The organism is Sporomusa acidovorans (assembly GCF_900101845.1).
GTDB lineage: Bacteria > Bacillota > Negativicutes > Sporomusales > Sporomusaceae > Sporomusa > Sporomusa acidovorans.
The window spans coordinates 1-24,615 of record NZ_FNAM01000029.1 but is presented as its reverse complement, the minus strand read 5'-3'; the positions used below and the strand labels follow the sequence as shown (position 1 = coordinate 24,615).

At 43.2% G+C, this 24,615-nt stretch carries 22 protein-coding genes and 1 rRNA gene; 12 read left to right on the top strand and 11 right to left on the bottom strand.

Annotated elements, in window-relative coordinates; translation table 11 throughout:
* Positions 1–65: 65 nt before the first annotated feature.
* The 3 genes from BLR65_RS18265 to BLR65_RS18255 form a co-directional block, all read right to left on the bottom strand.
* Positions 66–263 carry a hypothetical protein gene (locus BLR65_RS18265; protein ID WP_245692899.1) on the bottom strand — a complete coding sequence of 66 codons (198 nt, stop codon included), beginning with the start codon at positions 261–263 and terminating at the stop codon, positions 66–68.
* A gap of 228 nt (positions 264–491) precedes the next feature.
* Positions 492–1,265, bottom strand: a complete 774-nt coding sequence (locus tag BLR65_RS18260) for a LytR/AlgR family response regulator transcription factor (protein WP_093795615.1) — start codon at positions 1,263–1,265, stop codon at positions 492–494.
* The gene (locus BLR65_RS18255; protein ID WP_093795614.1) at positions 1,252–2,952 is read right to left on the bottom strand and encodes a sensor histidine kinase; all 1,701 of its coding nucleotides are present in this window, start codon (positions 2,950–2,952) and stop codon (positions 1,252–1,254) included. Before BLR65_RS18255 ends, BLR65_RS18260 begins: the two co-directional genes overlap by 14 nt.
* A 180-nt stretch (positions 2,953–3,132) precedes the next feature.
* On the opposite strand from BLR65_RS18255, the gene BLR65_RS18250 reads away from it, so the two are divergent.
* Both BLR65_RS18250 and BLR65_RS18245 read left to right on the top strand, forming a co-directional pair.
* Positions 3,133–4,680 carry a hypothetical protein gene (locus BLR65_RS18250; protein ID WP_143122611.1) on the top strand — a complete coding sequence of 516 codons (1,548 nt, stop codon included), beginning with the start codon at positions 3,133–3,135 and terminating at the stop codon, positions 4,678–4,680.
* Positions 4,681–4,698: 18 nt separating this feature from the next.
* The gene (locus BLR65_RS18245; RefSeq protein ID WP_093795612.1) at positions 4,699–5,058 is read left to right on the top strand and encodes a hypothetical protein; all 360 of its coding nucleotides are present in this window, start codon (positions 4,699–4,701) and stop codon (positions 5,056–5,058) included.
* A 101-nt stretch (positions 5,059–5,159) separates the two neighbouring features.
* On the opposite strand, the gene nadE is transcribed toward BLR65_RS18245, so the two are convergent.
* Positions 5,160–7,049: an NAD(+) synthase gene (nadE, locus tag BLR65_RS18240; RefSeq protein ID WP_093795611.1), complete on the bottom strand. Its 1,890-nt coding sequence runs from the start codon at positions 7,047–7,049 to the stop codon at positions 5,160–5,162.
* Positions 7,050–7,225: 176 nt separating this feature from the next.
* The gene (locus tag BLR65_RS18235) at positions 7,226–8,299 is read right to left on the bottom strand and encodes an HD-GYP domain-containing protein (RefSeq protein ID WP_093795610.1); all 1,074 of its coding nucleotides are present in this window, start codon (positions 8,297–8,299) and stop codon (positions 7,226–7,228) included.
* 234 nt (positions 8,300–8,533) lie between these two features.
* Here BLR65_RS18235 and BLR65_RS18230 point away from each other — a divergent pair, with 234 nt between their 5' ends.
* From BLR65_RS18230 to pckA, 6 genes are all read left to right on the top strand, one after another.
* A complete protein-coding gene (locus BLR65_RS18230; RefSeq protein ID WP_093795609.1) occupies positions 8,534–8,794 on the top strand; it encodes a CPF_0552 family protein in 261 nt (86 codons plus the stop codon).
* 155 nt (positions 8,795–8,949) lie between these two features.
* On the top strand, positions 8,950–10,023 hold the full coding sequence (locus BLR65_RS18225; RefSeq protein ID WP_093795608.1) for a DUF362 domain-containing protein: 1,074 nt from the start codon (positions 8,950–8,952) through the stop codon (positions 10,021–10,023).
* A gap of 78 nt (positions 10,024–10,101) precedes the next feature.
* On the top strand, positions 10,102–10,581 hold the full coding sequence (gene ybaK, locus BLR65_RS18220) for a Cys-tRNA(Pro) deacylase (RefSeq protein ID WP_093795607.1): 480 nt from the start codon (positions 10,102–10,104) through the stop codon (positions 10,579–10,581).
* A 32-nt stretch (positions 10,582–10,613) separates the two neighbouring features.
* A complete protein-coding gene (locus BLR65_RS18215) occupies positions 10,614–11,291 on the top strand; it encodes a B3/B4 domain-containing protein (protein WP_093795606.1) in 678 nt (225 codons plus the stop codon).
* Positions 11,292–11,324: 33 nt separating this feature from the next.
* Positions 11,325–12,827 (top strand): threonine synthase, encoded by a 1,503-nt coding sequence (gene thrC / locus BLR65_RS18210; RefSeq protein ID WP_093795605.1) that lies wholly within the window; start codon positions 11,325–11,327, stop codon positions 12,825–12,827.
* A gap of 13 nt (positions 12,828–12,840) precedes the next feature.
* Entirely contained in the window at positions 12,841–14,376 is a 1,536-nt protein-coding gene (pckA, locus tag BLR65_RS18205) for a phosphoenolpyruvate carboxykinase (ATP) (protein WP_093795604.1), read from the top strand.
* 72 nt (positions 14,377–14,448) lie between these two features.
* Here the strand turns inward: pckA and ligD (BLR65_RS18200) are convergent, their stop codons facing one another.
* The 6 genes from ligD (BLR65_RS18200) to BLR65_RS18175 form a co-directional block, all read right to left on the bottom strand.
* Positions 14,449–15,372, bottom strand: coding sequence for a non-homologous end-joining DNA ligase (gene ligD / locus BLR65_RS18200; RefSeq protein WP_093795603.1), 924 nt, complete (start codon positions 15,370–15,372; stop codon positions 14,449–14,451).
* Positions 15,365–16,216: a non-homologous end joining protein Ku gene (gene ku, locus BLR65_RS18195; protein WP_093795602.1), complete on the bottom strand. Its 852-nt coding sequence runs from the start codon at positions 16,214–16,216 to the stop codon at positions 15,365–15,367. Before ku ends, ligD (BLR65_RS18200) begins: the two co-directional genes overlap by 8 nt.
* Before the next feature lie 20 nt (positions 16,217–16,236).
* Positions 16,237–17,223 carry a non-homologous end-joining DNA ligase gene (gene ligD, locus BLR65_RS18190; RefSeq protein ID WP_093795601.1) on the bottom strand — a complete coding sequence of 329 codons (987 nt, stop codon included), beginning with the start codon at positions 17,221–17,223 and terminating at the stop codon, positions 16,237–16,239.
* 266 nt (positions 17,224–17,489) lie between these two features.
* On the bottom strand, positions 17,490–17,777 hold the full coding sequence (locus tag BLR65_RS18185; protein WP_093795600.1) for a zinc-ribbon domain containing protein: 288 nt from the start codon (positions 17,775–17,777) through the stop codon (positions 17,490–17,492).
* A 132-nt stretch (positions 17,778–17,909) separates the two neighbouring features.
* Complete coding sequence (pepF, locus tag BLR65_RS18180; protein ID WP_093795599.1) at positions 17,910–19,721, bottom strand: oligoendopeptidase F; 1,812 nt, start codon at positions 19,719–19,721, stop codon at positions 17,910–17,912.
* Between the two features lie 101 nt (positions 19,722–19,822).
* Positions 19,823–20,617: an N-acetylmuramoyl-L-alanine amidase family protein gene (locus BLR65_RS18175; RefSeq protein WP_245692897.1), complete on the bottom strand. Its 795-nt coding sequence runs from the start codon at positions 20,615–20,617 to the stop codon at positions 19,823–19,825.
* Between the two features lie 168 nt (positions 20,618–20,785).
* Here BLR65_RS18175 and BLR65_RS18170 point away from each other — a divergent pair, with 168 nt between their 5' ends.
* The 4 genes from BLR65_RS18170 to BLR65_RS18160 all read left to right on the top strand — a co-directional run.
* Complete coding sequence (locus BLR65_RS18170; RefSeq protein WP_093795597.1) at positions 20,786–22,555, top strand: B12-binding domain-containing radical SAM protein; 1,770 nt, start codon at positions 20,786–20,788, stop codon at positions 22,553–22,555.
* Positions 22,533–23,486 carry a tRNA modification radical SAM protein MnmL/YtqA gene (mnmL, locus tag BLR65_RS18165; RefSeq protein ID WP_093795661.1) on the top strand — a complete coding sequence of 318 codons (954 nt, stop codon included), beginning with the start codon at positions 22,533–22,535 and terminating at the stop codon, positions 23,484–23,486. The genes BLR65_RS18170 and mnmL overlap by 23 nt, the downstream gene beginning before the upstream one ends.
* 121 nt (positions 23,487–23,607) lie before the next feature.
* A complete protein-coding gene (locus tag BLR65_RS29890; RefSeq protein ID WP_169716981.1) occupies positions 23,608–23,763 on the top strand; it encodes a hypothetical protein in 156 nt (51 codons plus the stop codon).
* Between the two features lie 587 nt (positions 23,764–24,350).
* A 16S ribosomal RNA gene (locus BLR65_RS18160) occupies positions 24,351–24,615 on the top strand; the annotation flags it as partial.

Genomic DNA, 24,615 nt, shown 5'->3' with positions numbered 1-24,615 from the left:
AAACAATAAGAAAGATAATATAATAAATAAAGTGAAGACATAGTCATGTCTCCACTTTATTACTTTTATTTACTATATGTTTGTAAATAATTCAGCCCTAATTGTTCATACATTTCAAGCTGCTGAATAACGGCAATTTCCTGAGAAACGCTTAAATCATTAATGATGTCAATACCAATAGCTTCTTTAATGATACTTTTAATTTCAAAGGTACAATAACCCAGAAATGAAAGGCGTTTAATTAATGATGTAATCTGTTTCATTATCGATTCCTCCTTAATTCTAAATTGGTAATTATTACGTCAGAGAACGCAATCAGCCGCAATTACCTTCGACTACTACCAATTACTAATTAGAACAAGAAAGATTCGGCGAAATTTACTTTTTCTAAATAGAGGTCTATACCCATATGACAATAATCATTAATACTATAGCAAATAGAATGCTTCCAGTCAAGAATTATTTTCTGTTAGGTATTAAATTTGGACAGTTTATTTTAGTCCTAATAATTCTTTAAGTTTCTTAATTTGCCCCTTGCCGACAGGAATTTCAAGGTCGCTAGTACCGGGAACCGGGAGCTTAAGCCAGTAAGTTCCTTTAAACCAGGGAATTATCTCCTTGACTTTGCCCATATGGACGAGATAACTTCGATGTACCCGTAAAATAGTCGTCCCGCGCAACCGTTCCTGTAGTTCTGACAGTGTGCCGGTGTAGGTGTATTCTCCCTTTTCGGTTACAACACTGACTGAGCCGGTTTGGGTATGGACATAGATGATATCATCATAATCAATTAATACGATTTTTCCATTTTTTTCAACGGCTAATTTGTGTACCGGCTGTTTAATGACAGAAGTTAACGTTTGGTCCAGACGGTTGGCAGCCAGCTGCCATTCTTCAGGATGATATTTTTCCAAACGCAGTACGGTGGCAGTTACCCGCTCCCCTTCAAAAGGCTTTAACAGATAGTCGACAGCGCCAATCTCAAAGGCTTTAATCGCATATTCATCATAGGCTGTAGCAAACACAATAAGGGATTGCGGTGAAGCGGTTCTTAACGCCAGCGCTGTTTCAATTCCGTTCATGCCGCGCATTTGAATGTCCAGGAAAACTACGTCAGGGCAAAGCTGGGCGGCGAGGCCGACTGCTGTTGGACCGTTATCCGCCTCGCCGATTACGCTAATGCTTGACAGCTGAGACAATAAAAATTTTAGTTCGTCGCGGGCAGGCAGTTCATCATCGACAATAATGGCTTTAAGCACAGTCATCCACCTCGTCAGTTAGAATTTTAGGAAAACGCAGTGTAATTGTGGTACCTTGATTAGGCTGACTGGCAAGCGTTAAGCCGTAACTGGCACCGTACTGGCCATAGAGTCGTTCATGTACATTAATTAGGCCAATGCTTTCGCCGCTGGGGTGCTCAAGCGGATTATGAGCCTCTAAATCCATGCCGATACCGTCATCTATAATGTTAATTTCAATAGCTTGTCCGCAATCGGTAACTTTAAGGGTAAGTGTTCCGCCTGCAGGTTTTGGCTGCAGGCCGTGCTTGATAGCATTTTCAACCAGCGGCTGGATGGTAAGTGAGGGAATCCGGTAGTGACCAAGCCCGGGATCGATTGTTTCTTTTATGACAAGTTTTTCGCCGTGGCGGGCCTGCTCAATGGAAAGATACGCTCGGACTTGGGCTAATTCTTCGTCAATAGTAATGTTTTGTCCGGTCTTATGCAAGGTATAACGGAAGATGGCGCTTAGTTTAATGAGCAGATCCCGCGCCAGGTCAGGCTTTGTCCTGACAAGTGAAATTATCGTGTTTAAGGTATTAAATAAAAAGTGCGGATTGATCTGAGCGTGCAGGGCTTTCAGTCTGGCCTTGGCGGCCATTTTTGACTGATGGTCAATTTCAGTAAGTTCAAGTTGCGTAGAAAATAAGTGAGCTAAGCCGGTAGCGAAAACAAGATCCGACTGGCCGATGGCATTTTTGCGGGTATAGTAGAGTTTTAATGCACCGATCACTCTATCGGCACATTTTAGCGGGACAATAATAGCGCTTAATAACTGACAACCGGTATGGGAACAGCCAATACCGGTCTTGTCCTGAGCAAGTTGCATATGTCCGGTGGCGAGAACTTGACGGGTGGCCGTTGTCAGCGTGATATTAGCGGGAGGGGCATGATGGGAACTCTCCGCCCCAATAAAAGCCAATATTCGCTCGGTATCAGTAATGGCAACAGCATCATAGCCGGCAGTGGCCAAAATGATATGAGCCGTCGCGTGAGCTGACTCTGCATTTAGCCCGCGTCTTAAATAAGGTAAGGTTTTATTGGCAATATCAAGCGCTTTATGGGATTGTTCGGCACCAATTCTCTCCTGAGAAACCATAGCGGTCTTAATCATCAGCATAAATACGGCTAACCCCAGGGAATTGGCAACAATCATCGGCACGGCAATTTCACCGACAAGTTCGGCCGCCATGTAGTAGGGTCGTGCCGTTAATAAAATGATGCCCATTTGCATGGTTTCTCCCAAAACACCCGCCAAAAGAGCGAGCCACCACGGAATAGGCCGGCCAGGATAGCGTTTCTGGATTATGCCGGCTAACAGGCCTTCGCACACGTTGGCTAGCGCACACGAAAAGGCGGTAAATCCACCTAACAGATAGCGGTGGCCGCCGGCTATCAGACCGGCTGATAATCCCATAAAAGGACCGCCAATAAGTCCGGCTGCCATAACGCCGACAACCCGGGAATTAGCAATGGCATCGTTGACAGGAATACCCGCATAGGTGCCTGTAATACCGATAAGACCAAAGAAGATGGTAAGAAGAACGGCATCCTTAGGGGTGTTGCGGCGGTTAATCAGGCGTCTGAATATATTGGTTTGAGACAATACAAAGGCAAGCGTGGCCGCCACGCTCATCCTCTCGATCAATTCAATCAGCAACTGTTCTGACATATTGGTCCCTCCATTTTCTCAGAATAACATTTTTTTTAATAACTGACAATCATTTGGCAAGGGAAAAAGTAAGTATATTCTGGCATATCGTAAACAGTCACCGTAACACTATTGGTTTAGAGGGGGTAATCGTGGTATAATAAGGTTCGTTAAAGTGCTTAAAGGAGTTAAATGTTTACCATGACCAATATAAAAAATGTTTACGATGAAGTCCAGATCTTTTTTGACGAAGAACTGGAATGGAATTCTGCAATAAAAAGGGAATGGGTGGAAGGATTTTTGCGGCAGAAGGCGTGGCAGGGAGCCGATGATGAAAATTTACGGGATTTGTGGCGCAATCTTCAAATGTTCGTATCCTATTTAGCCTATTCTGGCGATGTGGCAATTGATGAGATGACGGCGGCTGAATATAGTTTAGCCGTTGAATGGATGATTGTTCAAATAGAAGAATTTAAGCCTAACGTCAAGACGGTAAGTCATTTTTTTGCCATATTACGGGAATTTTACGACTACCTGACTACCAAAAAGATAACTTTTGATACCGCAGAAATTGAGCAGGCAGCACAGTTTATGACTGGAAGTAAGCGACTAAGATTCATTGAATCAGGGGATGAGGAAACCCAGCAACAGACAAAATCTTCTTTGACCTTACCAAAAGATATTGGCCGCATTGTGGGAGAAGCGGTAGAACGGTTAATGCTAAAATTTAGCTCCTATTTTCAACAGGAAAATTTTATCGAGGATTTTGACCGGGCGCTTGTCCTCTATTTAGGACCACTTGGACAAATGCCGGAAGATGAAAATGACGATGAATTTTGGTTGGAGTTTTGGGATTATTTTTTATTTGACTATCACTTGTTGACAAATGACCGTACGCCGATTAATCAGTTTAGTATCGATTACAAAGACCGGCTGACCGATGAGGAACGGAAGATATTGCATGAGCTTATGGGGGCAAAATTTACCGTCTTTTATGTTGAAAGCGTAATTAACCAGGATTGGGTTGAGTGTGTCAATCTGCTGACTGATGAAAAGTTCCGCCTGCCTAATCCTAATTACGATTATAAACTTATCAAAAAATTGTTGTTTTATGGGCATGTCTTTTTGCAGCAGGAAGAACATGAACTTGTTATGATTAATTTTATCACTAGCGTTGAAATTAGTAATAATTTACGCCGGCGGATAAAGGAAGAGATAAACCGGCAGAAAGCAATGCTGGAATTGCAGCAGACCGGAGCTACCTGGGATGATTTTGTCGGGCGGCATGCTAATGCCGTAAGACATACGATTGATTTGCTGGCTACCTGGGCCAGGGTCAATGTGACTTCCTATGCTCAGGTTGAACGCAACTTTCCCCAACCCACAGATGATAACAAAACTGTTAATAAAGCCGTAACAGAATCAATTGCAATCTTTATGCCTAAATTTGGTTATTCCTGGCATGATGCTGTTTTGGCACAGAAACTTTGGCGAGATTTCTCCAAAATTGCCACCGTTACTATTCGCAAACCGGCTGTATGGGCGGCTGCTGTTATTCAGGCTTATTCACAGATTAATAACGGTGAGTCCGAGTTGCCGGTGGATACATTAGCCGAGGAAATGGCAGTAGGCAAATCGAGTATTAGTGCCAATCGGAGTAAGATTTTCGAGGCATTGAAGCTGGAAAAATATGATCCCAGATACTTAAGTGAAGAAGGTATTGTCTCGTTGCTATATGATTTACAATAAGCATCAGGAGGGGAAACTATGCAATGCCCTAATTGTGGTGAGCAAGCACAACCAGGCGTGGACTGTCCTCACTGTGGCCAAAAATTGGAAGTAACCGTACTAAGTCATCAGGAACGTGATAATTTTAATGGCATAACCATTGAGGACGATACCATTAATGATAACCGCCGGCAGTACGGCAACTATGAATTCACTGGCGCGCCGCGGATCAAGCGAATCAACCTTTCTTTTGGATGTTACGGCTGGACCGGTAAATTAATGGTAGCTGCCGCTTTAGCTGTATTACTATTCTTTTTTCTTCCTTTACTCATGTTTATTTTATTGGTTGTTGGCGCTGCGGTTATAGGTATTTGGTTATTGCGGATGTTAAGAAAATAGTTTATTAAGAAAAGCGCGGAAACAAAATGTTCCGCGCTTTTTGAATACACTGTAGTTGGTTGCGTTTATAAAGAGCAAGATCAGTTAATTCTTCCAATCCCTTACATGGTAGATAATAACCGGTCTTTTATTCTTAGATATTCCTGGGTAAAATACACACGATTTTGGGCTTCACGGTGATCAAACCCATAGACCCGGCGACTGACAGCCAATACGGGGGGAGCTTGAATCCGTTTAGCTACCGCCATGCCGGTGTAAAGACGCCACCAGCGTTCAAGATCTTCAATAAACTCACGCGGACTGGAAAATAATTTGTTGATAAGGCCGTCCTGGCAGCCTAATTTTTGTTCAAGAACAGCAGTTCCCTGACTGTACCAGTTTAAAATATCTTCAGGAGTTGCCCGGTTCCAATGTTCCATAAAAGCCCGGAACAGGTAATCATGATAGGCATAGATAATCGGATCGCCCTTGCCCTGGTCAACCGACTGATCATAGGAAAGTTCAGCACTCGGCATTAAATCTATGATTGCCTGGGGAATCACTTCCCGTCCATAGACTTTGTCATTTAGGTAGTTGGCCAATTGATAAACCTGATATTTCCATAAATCAGCAAGGGCTGCCAAAAAACCGGCCTGGTCGCCATAGAGGGTCGAGTAGCCTACAGTGAGTTCGCTTTTATTGGCATTGCACGTGAAGCCGCCGCCAAAGGCAGCCGCAATACCTGCCAGCAGCCGGGAGGAACGATCGCGGGCCTGGATGTTTTCAAGTACAAAAGAAGAAACCAATAAGTTGCACTGACGGCCATTAGCAAGATTGGTTATGGGTGTACCGGCAATTTGAGAGGCAGTATATTCGACTGATTGTTCAATAGGCATTACTGTATAAAGGCAGCCGAGATTTTGTGCCAGCTGTGCGGCTAAATCCCTGGTGGTTTGAGAGTTGAACTTGCTGGGCATGTTGACCAATAAAATATTTTCCGGATGTAAGATGCTGGCAAAGAGTGCGGCGCTGACTGCCGAATCAATGCCGCCGGAAAGGCCAATAACAACTTTGTTCATACCAATTGACTGTAGAAACTTTTTGATGCCATAGCTGAGTGTTAGGTATATGCTGTCAATAGTAGAGTCATCAGGTACGCTGGTTGGCGCAAGATCCTGTCCTGCAGCTTTAACGGGAAGATCAAGGTAATCCAGTGTTTCTGTAAACGGGGGGCAATAGGCGATAATCTCTCCCAGGCGGTTATATACGGTACTAAAGCCGTCAAAGGTATAAACTGTCTTACCATTATTCTGGATTCCCGTAGTATTGAGATAGATAAGCGGTACGCCGGTTTCCTGTGCCTGTTTGGAAAATACCCGGTTGCGTTTATTGTTTTTGCCTAAAGTAAAGGGAGAACTGGAAATATTAATAATTAAATCAAGAGGGCCTTGCGTGCGAAGTATGGCAATGGGATCAATATTGTAATCATCATTCCAGCCATCCTCGCAAATAATACAGCCCAAACGGTATTTGTCATTTCTTATCGTTACCGTTACCGGTGTCAGCAAGCTGTCGATATTCTGGTTGCGTTCCAAAGCTAATTTTCGCAGGCTAAAAAAGTGGCGGGTATCATCGAATTCCCGGTAGTTTGGCTGCAAGGTTTTAATGCACGTGCCAATAAGCCGTCCAGCTTGCGCAACAAAGCAGGCATTATGTTTACGAACCCGGCCGTCATCACCGTGCCTATCCCAGTCTACGGCAACGTTCCCAAAAATGACGCAAATATCGCGGGAAGCAGCAATTATCTGCTGGCCAAAAGCTTCACAATCACGCAAAAAAGACGGTTGTTCCCAGGTATCTCCCAATAAATAACCGGGGATAGCCATTTCCGGAAAGATAATTAAGTCAGCTCGCTCGTTGCGGGCATGTTGAATCATGGATAACATTTTATCCGTATTTATGTCCGGCCTGCCTGGCAGGACCTCCATCTGGCCTAAAGCAATTTTTAGCAAATACCATTCACCCCTACGTATAAATCCATGCAATGTTTTGTTCGCTGCCGGTGAGTGCTTGTCCTTCTTAAATTATTAATATTACCTTATTTTAATCTTAATTAGATACTATAATGCGTATAGGAAAAGGTAAAGTACACAATATATAATAAACCGCCTAAAAAGGCGGTTTGAGATTAACGTATTATGTAATGGATACTGACTTCGGTTTGTTCAGACAAATCAAGAACGGTTCCATTATCCAATTGGACCATGGAACGCGCAGGCTGATCTTTATTAATAAATACCACGCGGCCCTGGCGTCCGTCTGTGAGCGCTACCTGATTACCGGATAAAAAATTAACCATATTATCAGTGAAAATAATGCAAACCTTGGGATTTAAGCGGTGGACATTCTCACGCAGCTTTTGCAGGCTCAAATAGGGACTTAATTTAGACTGCGGGTTTTCACAGTTAATGGTCATCCCTTCATCATATAAATCCGCTACCGCGATGATTTTTGCATAAGGATGGATATGGAAGTCCGTAAGGCCGCCTGGATAACCGCTGCCATCCCGCCTTTCATGATGCTGGAAAACGGCTGTGGCAATGCTTTGCGATATGTTGGGAGTTTTTCTAACCAAATCATATCCCAGGGTAACGTGCTTCATATATTCTTCATATTGATTTGGCGGAAGTTTGTTGGGTTTATTTAAAAGTTCCGTCGGTAAGCAGGATTTGCCGACATCATGCAGCAAACCGGCTAAAGAAATGGCATTGACAGACTCCGGCGGATACTTAAGCCAAATAGCAATAAGGGCGGAAATAGCACTTACATTGACGCTATGATACATGGTATAATCGTCGCAGGGTGGTAAATTATACAGACGGTCAATGATATTGCCTGTCTCGGCAACACCGGCGGCAATATCGTCAGCGGTTGCCGCAAGGGTGTCGATAGGGATTTCCTGGGTAGAGCGGATATCGTCGAAAGCTTTTTGTACGACTGTGACCGATTGGTTATACGTATTAAGGAATTTTTGCAATTTGGGGTCGATAATCGGATTGGCGGTGGTAACTTCCGCGTAGACAAACACTTTAGGAATTTGCCAACTGATTAGTTTTTGAATGTTATGTTGGGCAAGAATGCTATTTTGACTAAATAATACTTTACCATCACTTGAACAGACATCACGGGCTAATTCCATTCCGGGAACAAGATATTCAATGGATTGTTCGATTATTTTCCGATTTTCGTCTGGCTCGTTCATAAAAACCTCACAATATCAGAATGATAGTAGTATTTATAACAATTACTAGTTCAACATAATATGGATAAATCCTTTAAATATTGGAAACTTTGTGTTAAAATTATCTAATTTTGCCATAATAGTAAGAAGGATTTTATACTATTTATGGCAAAATAGTATAAAGAACCATGTCTTGTGCTGTGCCTAGCAGTTTACGCGTTTTGACAGGAATAATATGGCGGAGGTGTTGCTTACATGACCAACTGCTCGACAATTATGGCCATTATCCAGGATAACAGGGTGGAAACAGCTGTCAAAGTTCAGGATGTGCTGACACGATATGGCTGCTACATCCGCGTGCGACTGGGTCTTCACGATGCGGCCGTAGACTCTTGTACCAATACGGGTATTATTCTTTTGCAGCTATGTGGTGAGAATGTACCAACAAAGCAAATTGAAGAAGAATTGAAACAAATACCTAATGTAAAAGTAAAATACATGACACTGGACTGGTGACTACGGGCGCGGCTTACCGCGCTCGTAACTGTTTATCTGCCGGCGGCGTTAATTTCTATACGCGAAGTGTAATTGATTGACAAATTGAGGAAACAATAATATACTGTGGAAAAATACAAGAGATATCGATAAAAATTAACTGCGGAGGGATAATTTTGATTGCCAAAGTTTACTTTATTCCCGTTAAGGATGCTTTGCCGCCCGCTGCACAGGCTAACGCTATGGCAAAGATTTTTGATGCTTCCGGTGCGGCGCAGGTAATTGGCGGCAACGATTTTGTGGCGATAAAAATTCATGTTGGTGAGAAGCAAAATACAACGCATATTAAACCGGAAATAGTTAAGGAACTGGTGGAAAAGACCAGAAAGTTGGGCGGTCAGCCTTTTCTAACCGAGACGTCTACGCTCTATAAAGGGGAACGGGAGAATGCGGTAAAGCATATCTTACATGCCCATAAACACGGGTTTGGCATCGAAAATGTCGGTGCTCCTTTCATTATGGCTGACGGCTTAACTGGAAATACAGAGTTTGAAGTTGAAATCAACGGTGAACTGCATAAGACGGTCAAGGTTGCCAGAGAAATTGTCAGCGCCGATGCATTGCTGGTAGTTTCTCATCCAACAGGCCATCCTGCGACTGGTCTGGGAGCATGCATCAAAAATATTGGGATGGGATTGTCCAGTCGTATGGGGAAAATGCGTCAACACTCCGCGATGATGCCGGAAATTAATCGCAAATCCTGCCAGTATTGTCAGAAATGTATCAAATGGTGCCCGCAGAATGCTATTATTGAGCAAGACGGCAAAGCGCATATTGTTACTGAAAAGTGTATTGGCTGCGGAGAGTGCCTGGCTGTTTGCCGGTTCGATGCCGTAAAATATGACTGGAATGCCGAGTCAGGCTATATCCAACGGAGTATGGCTGAACATGCCTATGGGAGTGTTATCGGTAAAGCGGGTAAGAGCTTCTATTTTAATGTGCTCATTGACATGACGAAAGACTGCGATTGTTTTGCGGTTAACCAGACTAAACTGATTCCGGATATTGGCCTGCTGGCTTCTGACGATCCGGTGGCCATTGATAAAGCCACGCTTGATCTTACCGCCAAAGCGCATGGCAGAACGTTGGCAGAAATGTCCTATGCCCATCATGATGCGATGATCCAGGTGGAACATGCGGCAAAAATCGGGATGGGATCACTTGATTATCAGCTTATTACGATTGAATGATGATAATTTTGCGGTATAATGATTATGTGATAAATGAATTGCCGTGATGGAGGAATCGGAGGAGAAGTTTATAGTAAGATGAAAACAAATGCTGCCAGAATCTTAGATGGTCTCAAATTTAATTACGAACTGCGTGAATATAAAGTTGATGAGAATGATTTAAGCGCGCAAAATGTGGCAAATAAAGTGGGAATGCCGGATAAGCAGGTTTTTAAAACTCTGGTAGCCAGAGGCGATAAGACAGGAGTCATTATGGCCTGCATACCAGGGGCTGATGAACTTGATTTAAAAGCTTTAGCAGCCGCCAGTGGTAATAAAAAAGTGGAAATGGTGGCACTTAAGGAGGTGCAGCCGCTTACCGGGTATGTACGCGGCGGTGTTTCACCATTAGGGCCGAAAAAGCGCTATCCTGTTTTTTTAGATATAAGCGCAACAAACTGGCAGGTCATTGCCATTAGTGCCGGTGTGCGAGGGTGTCAGATTATCCTGTCGCCTGACCATTTGGTGCAGGCGGTAAACGCTCAGGTTTGCCCAATCGCCCGCGGTAGTCAGGATTAGTCAGCTTTTGTCCGGGGAGGAGTTTTTTTATTATGAAACTTACTATACATGAGAGTATTAGTCATGTTGTTCCTAATTGCCACTTAGGATATTTAATTATTAATGACGTTATTGTACGGGGAACGCCGCCTGCGTTAAACCAGGAATTTGATAAATTGCAAATTGAAGTGGCTAAAGCCTATGACATGGATATTTTGCCAAAGCTTCCCCGGATTCTTTCAGTGCGAAATATGTATAAAAAGCTTAACTTTGATCCGGCCCGTTACCGGCCGGCATCTGAGGCTTTGGTGCGGCGTGTGCTGCAGAAAAAATACTTATACTATGTTAACAGTGCAGTGGATGTTAATAATTATTGTTCAATTAAGTTTCTGCTGCCCTTCGGCCTGTATGATTTGGGCAAAATCGTTGGTGATGTTGCCTATGTCCGGGCAACAGAAGGGTACTATACGAATATAGCAGGTAAAGAAGTTTCTACTGATAATAAGCCTTTTTTGGCGGATAATATTGGCGTTTTCGGCAATCCTACGGCCGATTCGCGTCGTACGGCCGTTAATCTGGCAACACGAAATTTGTTGGCTGTTATTTATGCCGACGAGAGTGTCGGTGCTGCGGAATTAAATGAGGTGCTTGATTTTGCCGCTGCCATGTTTGTTTGTTATAACGGCGGATATGTGTCCGAGAAACATATCGTTAATGCCAAGGAATCATAAGCAGTATTGCTCTTAGCGGGAGGAGTTTTTGGTATGTATTTTACTAGTACACGCGGCCAGGTAGAGAAGCTGACGGCAGCCCAAGCCATTGCCCGGGGGATAGCTCCTGATGGCGGCTTGTTTGTACCGGCAGCGATTCCCAGTGTAGACGAACAGTTTATTGCCGGGTTAAGTTCGCTTAGTTATCAAGAGCGGGCAACTACTATCTTGCAATTATTTTTAACTGATTATATGAAAGATGAACTCAAAAGCTGCGTAGCCGGTGCTTACGGAAATGGTAAATTTAGCGATCCGGCGGTGGCTCCTGTCGTCAAGATTGACAAAGGAGTTTTTGTCTTAGAATTATGGCATGGGCCAACCAGTGCTTTTAAAGATATGGCGCTGCAATTGCTGCCCAGGCTTTTAACTTGTGCACTCAAAAAGATTGGCGAACAGACCGAAATTGTTATTCTGGTTGCGACTTCGGGGGATACGGGAAAAGCAGCTCTGGAAGGGTTCAAGGATGTCGAACAGACAAAGGTTATGGTTTTTTATCCTGAAGAAGGAGTAAGCCGAATTCAACGTCTGCAAATGGTTACCCAGGAAGGGAAAAACCTCAAGGTTTTTGCGGTGCAAGGCAACTTTGATGATGCGCAGACCGGTGTAAAGCGGATATTTAACGATAGTACTTTTAACTCTGAACTTGCGGCCAATGGCTTTAAACTTTCGTCAGCCAACTCAATTAACTGGGGGCGGCTAGTGCCGCAGATTGTGTATTATTTTAGTGCTTACGCCGATTTGGTTAACAGTCAGCAGATTGCTCAGGGGGATAATGTTAATTTTGTTGTTCCAACAGGTAACTTTGGCAATATTTTAGCCGGTTTCTATGCGAAACAAATGGGATTACCTATTAAGAAACTGATTTGTGCATCAAATAGTAATAATGTTTTGACCGATTTTCTTATGACCGGTGTGTACAATCGTAACCGCAGGTTTTATAAGACATACTCACCTTCAATGGATATACTTATCTCAAGTAATTTGGAACGGCTGTTGTATCATGTTACTGAGCAGGATGCCAAGCAGGTCGGCCGTTGGCTGGAAGAACTTAATACGACCGGTGAGTATAAAATTGGCGATAATCATTTAGCGGCGCTTAAAGAGGTGTTTCCCGCCGGCTGGGTGGATGATGCGCAAACAACAGTAACCATTGGCCGGGTATTTAAAAAGTACGGATATGCTCTTGATCCGCATACGGCTGTTGCCTGGCAGGTTGCAGATGCTTATCGCGGTCAAACCGGTGATACAACGCCGACGATTATTGTTTCAACCGCCAGTCCGTTTAAATTTAACGAGACAGTGCTAAGCGCACTAGCCGGAGCTGGTAGTTTTGCGGAACAGTCTGGATTTGCGGTTTTACAACAGTTGTCTCAACTGATTAACAAGCCTGTGCCGCCGGCGCTGGCCGCGCTCGAACATAAAGCTATCCGTCATACAATGGTATGCCAAAAACAAGATATGCCAACGGTAGTAAAAACGACATTACAGATAAAATAAGGGAGTAGAGAATATGACAGGGAGTGTGCATCGTGGTTTAAGTCCGGCGCAATTGGTAGAGACCGCCATTCTAAGAGGGGAAGGTCAGCTGACCGCTAGTGGTGCGCTTCAGGTTACTACCGGTAAATATACCGGCCGTTCACCACATGACAAGTTTATTGTTGATTCACCCGCAGTGCATGAGAAGATTGCCTGGGGAGAAAATAAGCCTTTTTCCCCAGAGAAATTTGACCAGTTATACCATAGAATGCAGGCCTATATGCAGAAAAGGGAAATCTTTGTTTTTGACGGTTTCGCAGGAGCAGATCCGGAAAATCGTATTCATGTCCGGTTTACTAATGAATTTGCCTGGCAAAATTTATTTGTGCATCAACTGTTTATTGGCAGTGAGATAGATCAGTCTGACATGACTCCCGATTTTAACGTAATTTGTCTACCGGATTTTAAGGCTGCTCCTACTGTTGATGGTACTGCCTCCGAAGCCTTCATCGTTCTAAATTTTGACAAACGATTGGTGCTTATTGGGGGGACCCATTATGCCGGAGAAATGAAAAAATCAATATTTACAGTCATGAATTATATTTTACCGGAACGCAACGTGCTTTCCATGCATTGTTCCGCTAATGTTGGCATGAAAGGCGATGCAGCCCTGTTTTTCGGATTAAGCGGTACCGGCAAAACTACCTTGTCGGCAGATCCTGACCGGCAATTAATTGGTGATGATGAACATGGGTGGAGTGAACGGGGAATTTTTAATATTGAGGGTGGCTGCTACGCCAAATGTATTGGTCTAAAGCGTGAGACTGAGCCTCAGATCTGGGAGGCGATTCGGTTTGGCGCCGTCCTGGAAAATGTAGCCATTGACAAGGCAACCCGCCAACCGGATTTTGATGATGGTTCATTTACCGAAAATACCAGAGTTGCATATCCGGTGGAATATATCCCCAATGCTTTGATTCCCGGAGTGGCCGGTCATCCGCAAACGATCATTTTCTTAACAGCAGATGCTTTTGGCGTATTGCCGCCAATTGCCAAGCTCAATGCCGAACAAGCAATGTATCATTTTTTATCAGGCTATACCAGTAAACTTGCCGGTACAGAACGCGGCATTACTGAACCCCAGGCTACTTTTTCAGCTTGTTTTGGAGCGCCGTTTTTACCGCTTTCAGCCAATATGTATGCAAAGCTTTTGGGTGAAAAACTCACGCGCCATCAAACCAGTGTGTTTTTAATTAATACCGGTTGGTCAGGTGGTCCCTATGGTATTGGCAAAAGGATGAAACTAGCTTATACCAGGGCTATGGTGACTGCGGCAATTGAGGGATTGTTGAAGGATGTCTCTTACCAGTTGGACCCCATTTTTAATATTTATATACCGGAAAGCTGCCCAGGCGTGCCGGGTGAAGTTTTGATTCCCCGAAATACCTGGATAGATAAATCAGCTTACGAGCAAAAAGCAAGGGAACTTGCCCGGCTGTTTGCTCAAAACTTTAGCAAGTTTAAACATAATGTTTCTTCTGAAATTATTGCTGCCGGCCCTAAGTCTTAATAAAAAAGGTCGTAGTTCGCGTAAGTGTGAACTGCGGCCTTTTTCTTGCTATTGCTGCGGCGGGCTCTCTTTTTAGTGTATGGCAGGCAGTTTTTGCCTAAGAGTTAGCACTGGAGAAAATAAATCACCCGTCTGAGATACACGTTCCAGTACCTGAGCTGCTTCAAAGGTGAGTAAATCGGGGTTTCTTTGTTTATGAGCCTGGGTAACTTCCTGCCAGGTTACCGGAGTTGATACGGTTGGATGCTCCCTGGCACGCAGCGAATAAACGCAGACGGTTGTTTTATGTTCGTCATTTTGACTCCAATCAATAAATACTTTGCCCGTGCGTAGTATTTTCTTCATATTGGCAACAATCTGGTCAGGGTATTTTTGTTGAAAGCGAGTTGCTAAAGCTCTGGCAAAATTTTTAGTTGTGTCATAATTTACCGGTGTATTTAGTGGAAGATAAACCTGCAGACCTTTTGAGCCTGATGTTTTTGGGAAGCTTTGCAGATTATGCCTGTCAAAATATTCTTTTAACAGTAAGCTGACTTGAGCGCATTCAATAATAGTGGCCGGCGGACCGGGGTCAAGATCAAACACCAGCAGCGAGGGACGGCTTATTGCCGGAGCTACTGACAGGGAAGTATGCAATTCAAGTGCAGCCAGGTTGACAGCCCATACCAAGGTTGGCAGATCAATGGCATTGCAAAAATTAATGTTGCGGTTATTACCTCTACTCCATACCGGTATGGTTTTGACCCAGTCCGGACGGGGAGAGGGACATTCTTTTTGATAGAAAAATTTGCCCTGCGCACCATGCGGATAGCGCTTCATAGTCAACGGGTGATTGGCAAGGTGGGGTAAAAGAACAGGGGCTATACGAATGTAGTAGTCAAGCATCTGGCCTTTGGTAAAACCTGTGGCAGAATAAAATATTTTATCAAGGTTGCCGATTTTTAGTGTGCGTCCGGCTACCTCAATACTTGTTTTCGTTTTGTTATTATTAGGCATGGGCTTTTTTCTTTCTGGTTTTACTAGCAGAATTTTTAATCTGCTTTTCCCTGCCATTTTCGGGTTTGTTTTTTATGGCCGAAATGCTGGCTTCAAGAGCTGCCATTAAGTCAATTACTTTGCCTTTTTCTTTTACTTCAGGCTGACTTACTACGATTTGCCCCTCAGCCTTTTTCTCCAGCATGGCCATTACCTGTTGATAATATTGATCATAGTATTTTTCCGGTTCAAAGCCGGTTGAAAGGGAATTGATTAATTGTTCGGCCATAGCCAATTCCCGTTTATCCGGTTCGGGAATGTCTATTGGCAAATCTTCCAGTTCGTCAACGGCAATGATTTCATCGGCAAAGTGCATGGTCGAAAGGGCCAGTGCTTTGCCGGCAGGACGGATGGCGGTGAGATATTCTTTGTTACGCATGACGACCCGGGCAATAGCGATCTTTCCGCTGTGCCGCATAGCTGTTAATAATAAAGAATAGGCTTTGCCTGCCCCTTTATCGGGGGTGAGGTAATAACAATTATCATAATATAACGGATCAATTTGGTCTAATTGAACAAAATCTTCAATGGCAATTGTCCGGGCGTTTTTGGGCTGAACCGCTTCCAGTTCCTCGCTGGTGACAATTACGTATTGGTCAGGAGAAATTTGATATCCTTTTACAATATTCTCAGCAGGAACTTCTGCACCGTCGGCCGGGCAGACTTTTTTTAGGCGGATACGGCAACCGTCTGACTTCCGCAGTTGATTAAAGTTAATGGATTTCTTTCTGACGGCATTGTAAAGTTTTACAGGAATGTTGACAAGACCAAAACTGATTGAACCACTCCACATAGGACGGGGCATAGGCGATTACCTCCAGTTCTTTAGTCTTCACGAATAACCTGGCGGGGATCTTTATCATTTCTTAATCCTTTAAAAGATGGATGACGGAGGGTATGATTGGGCGTCCATTCAGTAAATTCGAACTCACCGACTAAAACCGGATCAACAAATTGTGCGCCCTTAATTCCCGGGTCTGGGGTAAATGGACTGCTCGTTTTTTCTAACGGAGACAATAGTTTGGCAAGTGATGAGAGTGTTGACTGAGTAAAGCCGGTGCCAACTTTGCCCGCATATAATAACTGCTGGGAATTACCACTAGATTTAACGTCCCGGATGGCTTTATCGTAGTAGCCGAGCAGCAGTGCACCAATTTTTCCTTTACGGGAACCCTGCCCTGGGATCCAGCCGCCAATAACGAGTTCCTGGCGGCGTTGGTTTTTGATTTTGAGCCAGGCACCGCTGCGTTTACCTGCTTCGTAATGACTGTCCAGGCGCTTGGCGATAATCCCTTCTAAGCCTAGCTGGCGACTGGCTGTAAGAATTGCTTTACCGTCGCCCGTTTTATAGGCCGGGGTCTGCCAATGGATATCGTGTAAAGCGAGATTTTCCAATAGAAAGCGACGTTCAAGATAATTTTTTTTCAAGAGAGAGCAATTGTCAAGAGATAAAATATCAAAAATTATATAGGTTATGGGTACTTTTTCTTGTAGTTTAGCGATAACCGCGTTGTCTTTTACCCCCATCCGGTGTTGAAGTAAGGAAAAGGAGGGAAGTCCGGCGCTATCAAAAGCCACAATTTCACCATCGAGAATCAATTCGCTCTGGCAGCGTCCGGCAGTTGCTGCCAGACTCGCAAGCTCAGGATATTGAAAAGTGATATCTTTAAGATTACGGCTCATTACTTTGTAGCCGTCTTTTTGCAGATAAAAGAGAGCTCTAATCCCATCCCATTTAATCTCAAAACTATATTCACTTTGGCTGGCAGGCAACTGCCCGGTTTTAGCCAACATGGGTTTGATATTTGACATAATAACCTCAATTAATGTTTGGATAGGCAGGGCGATAACGCATTTGCTAGTAATAGTTTTTGCATGCAGGATAAATATATTACAAAAATAAATAATCTGCGGAAAGCAATCTTATTTACAGACATAAAAAAAGACTGGGCTTGTGCCAAGTCCCTCAGGACGCCGGCAGAAGCCCTAGTCGTTCTTACTTATTATCAGAAAGGCTAACCTCTCTGGTAATGTAAAAAACAGGCCAGATAAATCTGGCCTGCTAATTGGCGAATTAACTAGTTTCTATTTGCTTGAAAGCATTCGCGGCAGTATACAGGTTTTCCGGCAGTAGGACGGAAAGGAACCTGGGTTTCACAACCACAAGCGCTGCAGACAGCATCAAACATTTCGCGTGGCGGACGAGAATTGCCACCGTTTTGGCGTTTTCTGGCTGAGCGGCATTCCGGGCAGCGAGAAGGATCATTTTGAAAACCTTTCTCAGCATAAAAAGCTTGTTCAGATGCGGTAAACGTAAATGTTGCACCGCATTCTTTACAGGTAAGGTCTTTGTCTTGAAATTCCATGTTTAACCAACCTCCGTAATATGTGTTTGACGTAAACAATTGCTTGTCGGTTGGTCAAGACATGAAGTTGCTAGCCATCGAGAGCAATTATGTTTTGTCATATAAACACTATAACCCCCATATGACCAATTGTCAAGAGTTGGATAATAAATTTTCCAACTCGTCAAGCATGCTGGAAAACTTATTCAGAGTAAGTTCAACAGGCTGCGGGGTAGACATATCGACACCGGCGTTTTTGAGAATAGTAATAGGATAGTCGGCGCCGCCGCTTTTAAGAAAGTTAATATACCGCTGTTGGGCTGCGGCATCCTCTGTAAGCATTTTTTCTGCCAGGGTGGTTGCTGCAGCATAACCGGTAACATATTGGTAAACGTAGAAATTCCAGTAGAAATGCGGGATTCTCGCCCATTCTGTGTTAATTTCGGGATCAATTACTATTTCAGAACCATAATATTTGGCGTTAAGCGCATGCCACATTTCATCCAGTAAGTCTGCAGTAAGAGTTTCACCTTCTTCCGCCTTTTCATAGATGGATTTCTCGAATTCAGCAAACAGAGTTTGCCGGTAAACAGTGGTACGCACCATTTCGAGGTATTGGTTTACTAAATATAGTTTTTTTAGTTTGTCGGCCGTTGTTTTTAAAAGGTGGTTATTGAGGAGAATTTCATTGGTGGTCGAGGCTACTTCGGCTGTAAATATCGTATATTCAGCAGTCGCATAGGGTTGGGAAGCCTGACTGTAATAACTATGGATAGCGTGCCCCATTTCATGGGCGAGGGTACTGACATCTTCCAGACGTTTATTATAATTTAAAAGAACAAAAGGATGAACATCATACACCCCCCAGCTGTAAGCGCCGGTTTGTTTCCCTTTATTTTCATAGACGTCTATCCAGCCGGAGGTCAGTCCTTTATTTAAAACTGCTGCATATTCGGGACCTAGCGGGGCAAGCCCGTCACGGACTAGCTGCAGGCCATCCGGGTAAGGTATATTAAATTTTGTATTGGGAGCCACCGGCGTATACAAATCATACATATGGATATTGTCTAGTTTCAACGCTTTTTTCTTGAGAGCAACGTAACGGTGTAGGGGTTCTAGGTTGTTGTTGACGGTGGTCAGCAGATTATTGTAAACGTTTACCGGAATATTGCCATCAGACAAAGCAGATTCTAAAGTGGAAGTGAATCTACGGGTGCGACCGTAAAAAATGTTTTTCTTTACATTGCCTGTCAGTATGGCAGCAAAACTATTACGCAGGGCATTATACGCGCCAAATAACCCGAGAAAGGCATCTTTACGAACCCGGCGGTCAGGCGACATAATTAAGGAACGGTAACGGCCTTCGCTCAGGGTGAGCGTTTTTCCGTTTTCGTCAGTAATGTCAGGGAAGGTCATATCTGCATGTGCCAGCATGTTAAAAATATTTTCTGCTGCCTGGGTTGCTTCGGCTGCTCTGGCTAGGATTTCTTCCTCTGCCGGGGATAGTACGTGTTGTTTTTGACGGGCCAGATTATCAAAGTAGAAGGTATAATCAGCCAAATGCTCATTGTTGCGGAATTGTGCTAATGTGGCATCAGGCAGAGCGAGTATTTCCGGTTCAATAAATGAACTGGCTGCACCTAAGTCCGCCAGCAATCCTTCGGCTTTGCCAACAAGTGATTGGTATTTGGCATTGGCGGTATTTTCATCACGGTGCAAGCGTGCATAGGCAAACAATTTGCCGGCCATAATACTGATTTCATCCCGCAGTTTTAAACAGTCAGCAAGTCTGGCGGCTGATTGCGATAGGGTTTCTCTATATTCCATAATTCTTGGTAAATATCCCTTGAGAGTGTCAAAATCAGCTTGCCATAGATCTTCTGTGGCATAGATATCTTCCATTTTCCATTTATACTCAGGTTTTATTTGGTCACGGGAGGGCAATGTGGTAGATGGTTCTGGCATGAAAACACTTCCTTTTGAGAGTTTACATTATATAATATATATTATATTAGTCAGATAGGGTGGTATTTCCTGGGTATAGCATGCCCTAAATAAAATAATTCCTATACTTTATAATATTTTAATATACTGTCACAAATGCTTTCAGCTGCATTATCCCGGCCATCTACACTGGATAATAGCATTTCTTCTACCATGTTGGAGATAAAAGCGATTTCAATTAAAATAGAAGGCATATTCGTATACCGCAATACATACAGGCTGGCAAAGCGAGCCCCTCTATTTTTAGTACCGAGTTTTTCACAGAGTCCCTGTTGGACAAGATTGGCTAATTTAATAGAATCTTTGTCGCCGTAGTGGAAAGTGGTTGTGCCGGCGGCTGTCTGGCTGGAGAATGCATCATTATGGATGCTAATGAATAAATCTACTTCCGACTGATTGGCAATATCTACCCGTGTGCTGAGATCTTCCGCAGCGCTGGTTTCTGCGGAAACTACTTCGCTATCGCTATCCCTGGTCATAACCACTGTGGCACCGTTTTTTTCCAGTTTTTCCTTCAGTGATAAAGCAATCGCCAGGGTATTGTCTTTTTCCGTTGTACCGGTTGGCCCAAGTGCACCCGGGTCACTGCCGCCATGTCCGGGGTCAAGACAAATAACTTTGCCTGCAAGGCGGGCGTTTTCATCTTCGGTTCTTTCGTCTGCAAGATGTTCGCTTGGCAGTGGCGGTATGGAGGAATCTTTGGAGTTTATTAGAACAAGTTCCCGTTGGGCGTCATAACGAATTCCAAATTTTAATGCTTTCGCTATGTTGCGAAGCGTTATTAATAAATCACGGTTGACGCGGGCATTACCAGGTAGATAGCGCCCGTCAAGCATAATGCGCATCGTTTTCACCATCCTTACGCAGTATAGTGAGCTTTAAGATAATGTTTACCTTAATTTATTTTATGCAGAGCTCATTTTATTGGTGAATAGCACTATATCTAATCCGGTCAAGGCACTAGATTTGACAAGTTAGTCCGAAACCACTATACTTGCAGGGAGATTGTGGATGGGAGAATGATTATGAACATTGCACTGGCAACATTGAATGCCAAATATATTCATTCATCATTGGCATTGCGTTATTTAGCGTCCTTTTGCCAAGCCCCGGGCCGGAACATAGTTGTTCGCGAATACACGGTCAATAATGGGTTGCTGGCGATAGTTAGCGACCTTTTTTCCTACCAGGCTGATGTCATCGGCTTAGCTTGCTATATCTGGAACATAGAGGCAACTTTGCAGCTTGCCGACCTCATAAAAAAAGTACAGCCGAAAACGATTATCGTTCTGGGGGGGCCGGAGGTATCTTATCAACCTGAAGAACTATTACGGAAGTATACGGCTATTGATTATATCGTATTAGGTGAAGGTGAGGAAACCTTGGATACCCTGCTGGCAACGTTGCGTGCAGGACAGCGAACGGGCAACCTTCCTGGCTTAGCCTATCGGCAAGCGGGAACCGTTATTGCCGGTAAACCGCAAATAGTTGCCAGACTTGATGACATTCCCTTTCCTTATATGCACGCAGATATGGAGGATCTTAAAGACAAAATACTGTATTATGAAAGCTCGCGCGGCTGTCCTTTTGGCTGCCAGTACTGTTTATCGAGCATAACTGCCGGTGTGCGGTATGTTAGCTTGGAGAAGGTACTGCGTGATCTAAGGTTCTTTATTGAACATAACGTAAAGCAGGTTAAATTTGTTGATCGCACGTTTAATGCCCGTAAAGAGCATTATTTTCCTATATTGCAATTTTTGGCGCGGCAAACATGCCGGACTAATTTTCATTTTGAGATTGCAGCCGACATTTGGGATCAGGAAGTGGTGGAGTTTCTTGAGCAGGTGCCGGCGGGGAGATTTCAATTTGAAATTGGTATTCAATCGACAAATGAACAAACTCTTGCGGCTATAAAAAGACATAACAACTGGACGAAAATCGTAAATTATGTTGGTCAAATCAGGAGATATGGCAACATTCACTTGCATTTGGATTTAATTGTGGGTTTGCCCTATGAAAATAGTACAGCTTTTGCCCAATCCTTTAACGATGTTTACGGCCTTCAGCCAGATATGCTGCAAATCGGATTTTTAAAATTGCTTAAAGGCTCAGGCATCAGGCAGAATGCCGCCAGCCATGGTTATATAGCCATGGCTACTGCCCCGTACGAAGTTTTGGCAAACAACTATATGGATTATACGGTGATCAGACATCTTAAGATTTTAGAGGAAGTCTTTGAACAGATATATAATAGCGGGCGTTTTCGCTATAGTTTGCCCTGGCTTATTCAGCTTAGCGGCGGCGGAGCGTTTGCCTTTTACAGTCAAGTGGCTGGTTATTGGGAACGGCATGGGTATCAGCTTGTTGCTCATAGCGCTAAGAATCTATATCGGTATATGGCTGAATTTTGTACTGAGTTTTATCCGAGTGCCAGACAGACCTATGATGAACTTTTGAAATTTGATGCACTTATGAGTGAGCACGGAACAGTTCGTCCTGAATTTTTACCATGGAACCAAGTAAATCAGGCGGCAAACGATAAATGGGCTGACTATAAAACTGCCTTTTGGCGAAATAGTGATTGTGTTCGGCGATATTTGCCTGATTTTACCTTTACTTCCTGGCGGGATATAAAAAGAACTTATCATATAGAAGTATTTCGTGTGGACATTCCCGCGTATTTACAAGGTGCTGAAAAATTGGACAAACGCGAGGTTGCGGTACTTTTCTCTTATCAAAATTTAAAAACATCTTATCAGGTGATCAATTATGATGACTTCTGGAACCAGATATAACAGGTATTCTGACTATCTGCGCCAAAAGTATGGCGAAAAAGTATACAAATTACCCGTGAGTTTACCGGTAACATGTCCAAACCGCGATGGGCAGTGCGGCCGGCAAGGATGTGTATTTTGCGGTGAAATTGGTGCCGGCTACGAAAATTTGCCAGCCTCACTAACTGTCCGTGATCAATTGGCTGCAAACAAAGCCCATATTGCGCCTAAATATAAAGCTAAAAAATTCATCCCCTATTTCCAAAATTTTAGCAATACGTATTTGCCGGTTGAACAATTAAAACAACATGTACTGGAAGCCTGCCAGGAAGATATTGTTGCTATTGCGTTGGCAACCAGGCCTGATTGCATTAATGACAACTATTTGGAGATGCTGGCGACAATCAAGGAAAAGCATAACATTGATATAAGTATTGAACTAGGGTTGCAGACGGTAAATTATCATACTCTCGTAAAAATAAATCGTGGTCATACTCTTGCCGAATTTATTGATGCTGCGCTGCGCGTTAAACGTTGGTCGATGGATGTATGTGCACATCTAATCCTCAATCTTCCTTGGGATGATATGAGTGATACAATAGAAAGTGCAAAGATCCTTTCAGCAATTGGGGTTGACCAAGTTAAACTGCATGCGTTATATATTGTCAAAAATACGGTAATGGCTGATTGGTATCAAAAAGGTGAGATTGCACTGATTAGTAAGGAAGAATATGTTGAGAGAGTAGTGGCATTTCTTGAATATCTTCACCCCGATATTGTTATTCAACGACTTATTGGGCGAGCGCCGGAGACCAATACGCTCTTTACTAATTGGCAAACTGGCTGGTGGAAGATTCGTGAAGCAATTGAAGAAGAGATGCTGACACGTGATACTTGGCAGGGAAAGCAATGTAATTATCTTAATGGTGCAGCTTTAAAGAAATTTTTATAAACATGCTGATTTATTAGAATAAACTTACTCTTCTGTGATTATTTAAACTTATTTACAACGATAACAAGAGTTGTTAATATTATATTCAGTTCAAAAATTAAGGGAGAGTGTAGTAATACTAATGAAAAAGCTTCAATTATTAAAGCAGATAGATAAACTTTCATCTCTGCTCCATAGTGATGATTTACAGGAATTTAATTTTACAGCAGGAACAATCAGGGAAATGCAGCAAAAACTTGACAGATTGACGGAAGAGTACATTGAATGCTATTGCTAAACATCGTTTATATACGATGTTTTTTACATTAACAGAAAGTATAACCTTTCTGTTAATAAGTAAGAACGGCGGCTTCTGCCGGCGTCCTGAAAGACTTGGCACAAACCAAGTCTTTTCTTATGTCTATAGACACTAATAATCAATATGATAATATAACCAAGTCATTTATCACGAAGTTTCATGATAAATTTCGACAAATAGTAATATTGACACCCTGTAGTGTGCGTGATAATATATATAAAGTTGATTGCGGTTTGAAAAGTAAAAATTACCACTAAAACCGGTATTGACACAACAAAAGGCACTATGCTATTATATAAAAGCTGTTGCCGCAATGCGGTGATGCGTTCCCTGAAAACTGAACAATGTAAGTAATGCATCAAAAGCCAGATGTGCGGTTGAATTATCATTTGTGATAATTCAACGTCAATAAATAATTTTTTGATTTGAGAGCCAACAAATGGCTTCAATAATATGTAGTCAATTATGACTTTGAACTTTTGCCTGTCTCTTCTGATAAAGTGACTTGTTTACTCTATTATGAAAGTGGCGGTAAAAAGTTATATGTTATATAGACGGCATGCACTTTATTGGAGAGTTTGATCCTGGCTCAGGACGAACGCTGGCGGCGTGCCTAACACATGCAAGTCGAACGGAATTTCGCGGGTTCGAGGTTCGAGAATTCGAGGATCGAAGTATGATGAAGCAATTGATAGATCAATTGCTAACATTAAAATCGAACTTCGAGCAATCGAACCTCGAACTAGCGAATTCAGTGGCGAACGGGTGAGTAACGCGTAGACAACCTGCCTCTAAGCTGGGGACAACACCGCGAAAGTGGTGCTAATACCG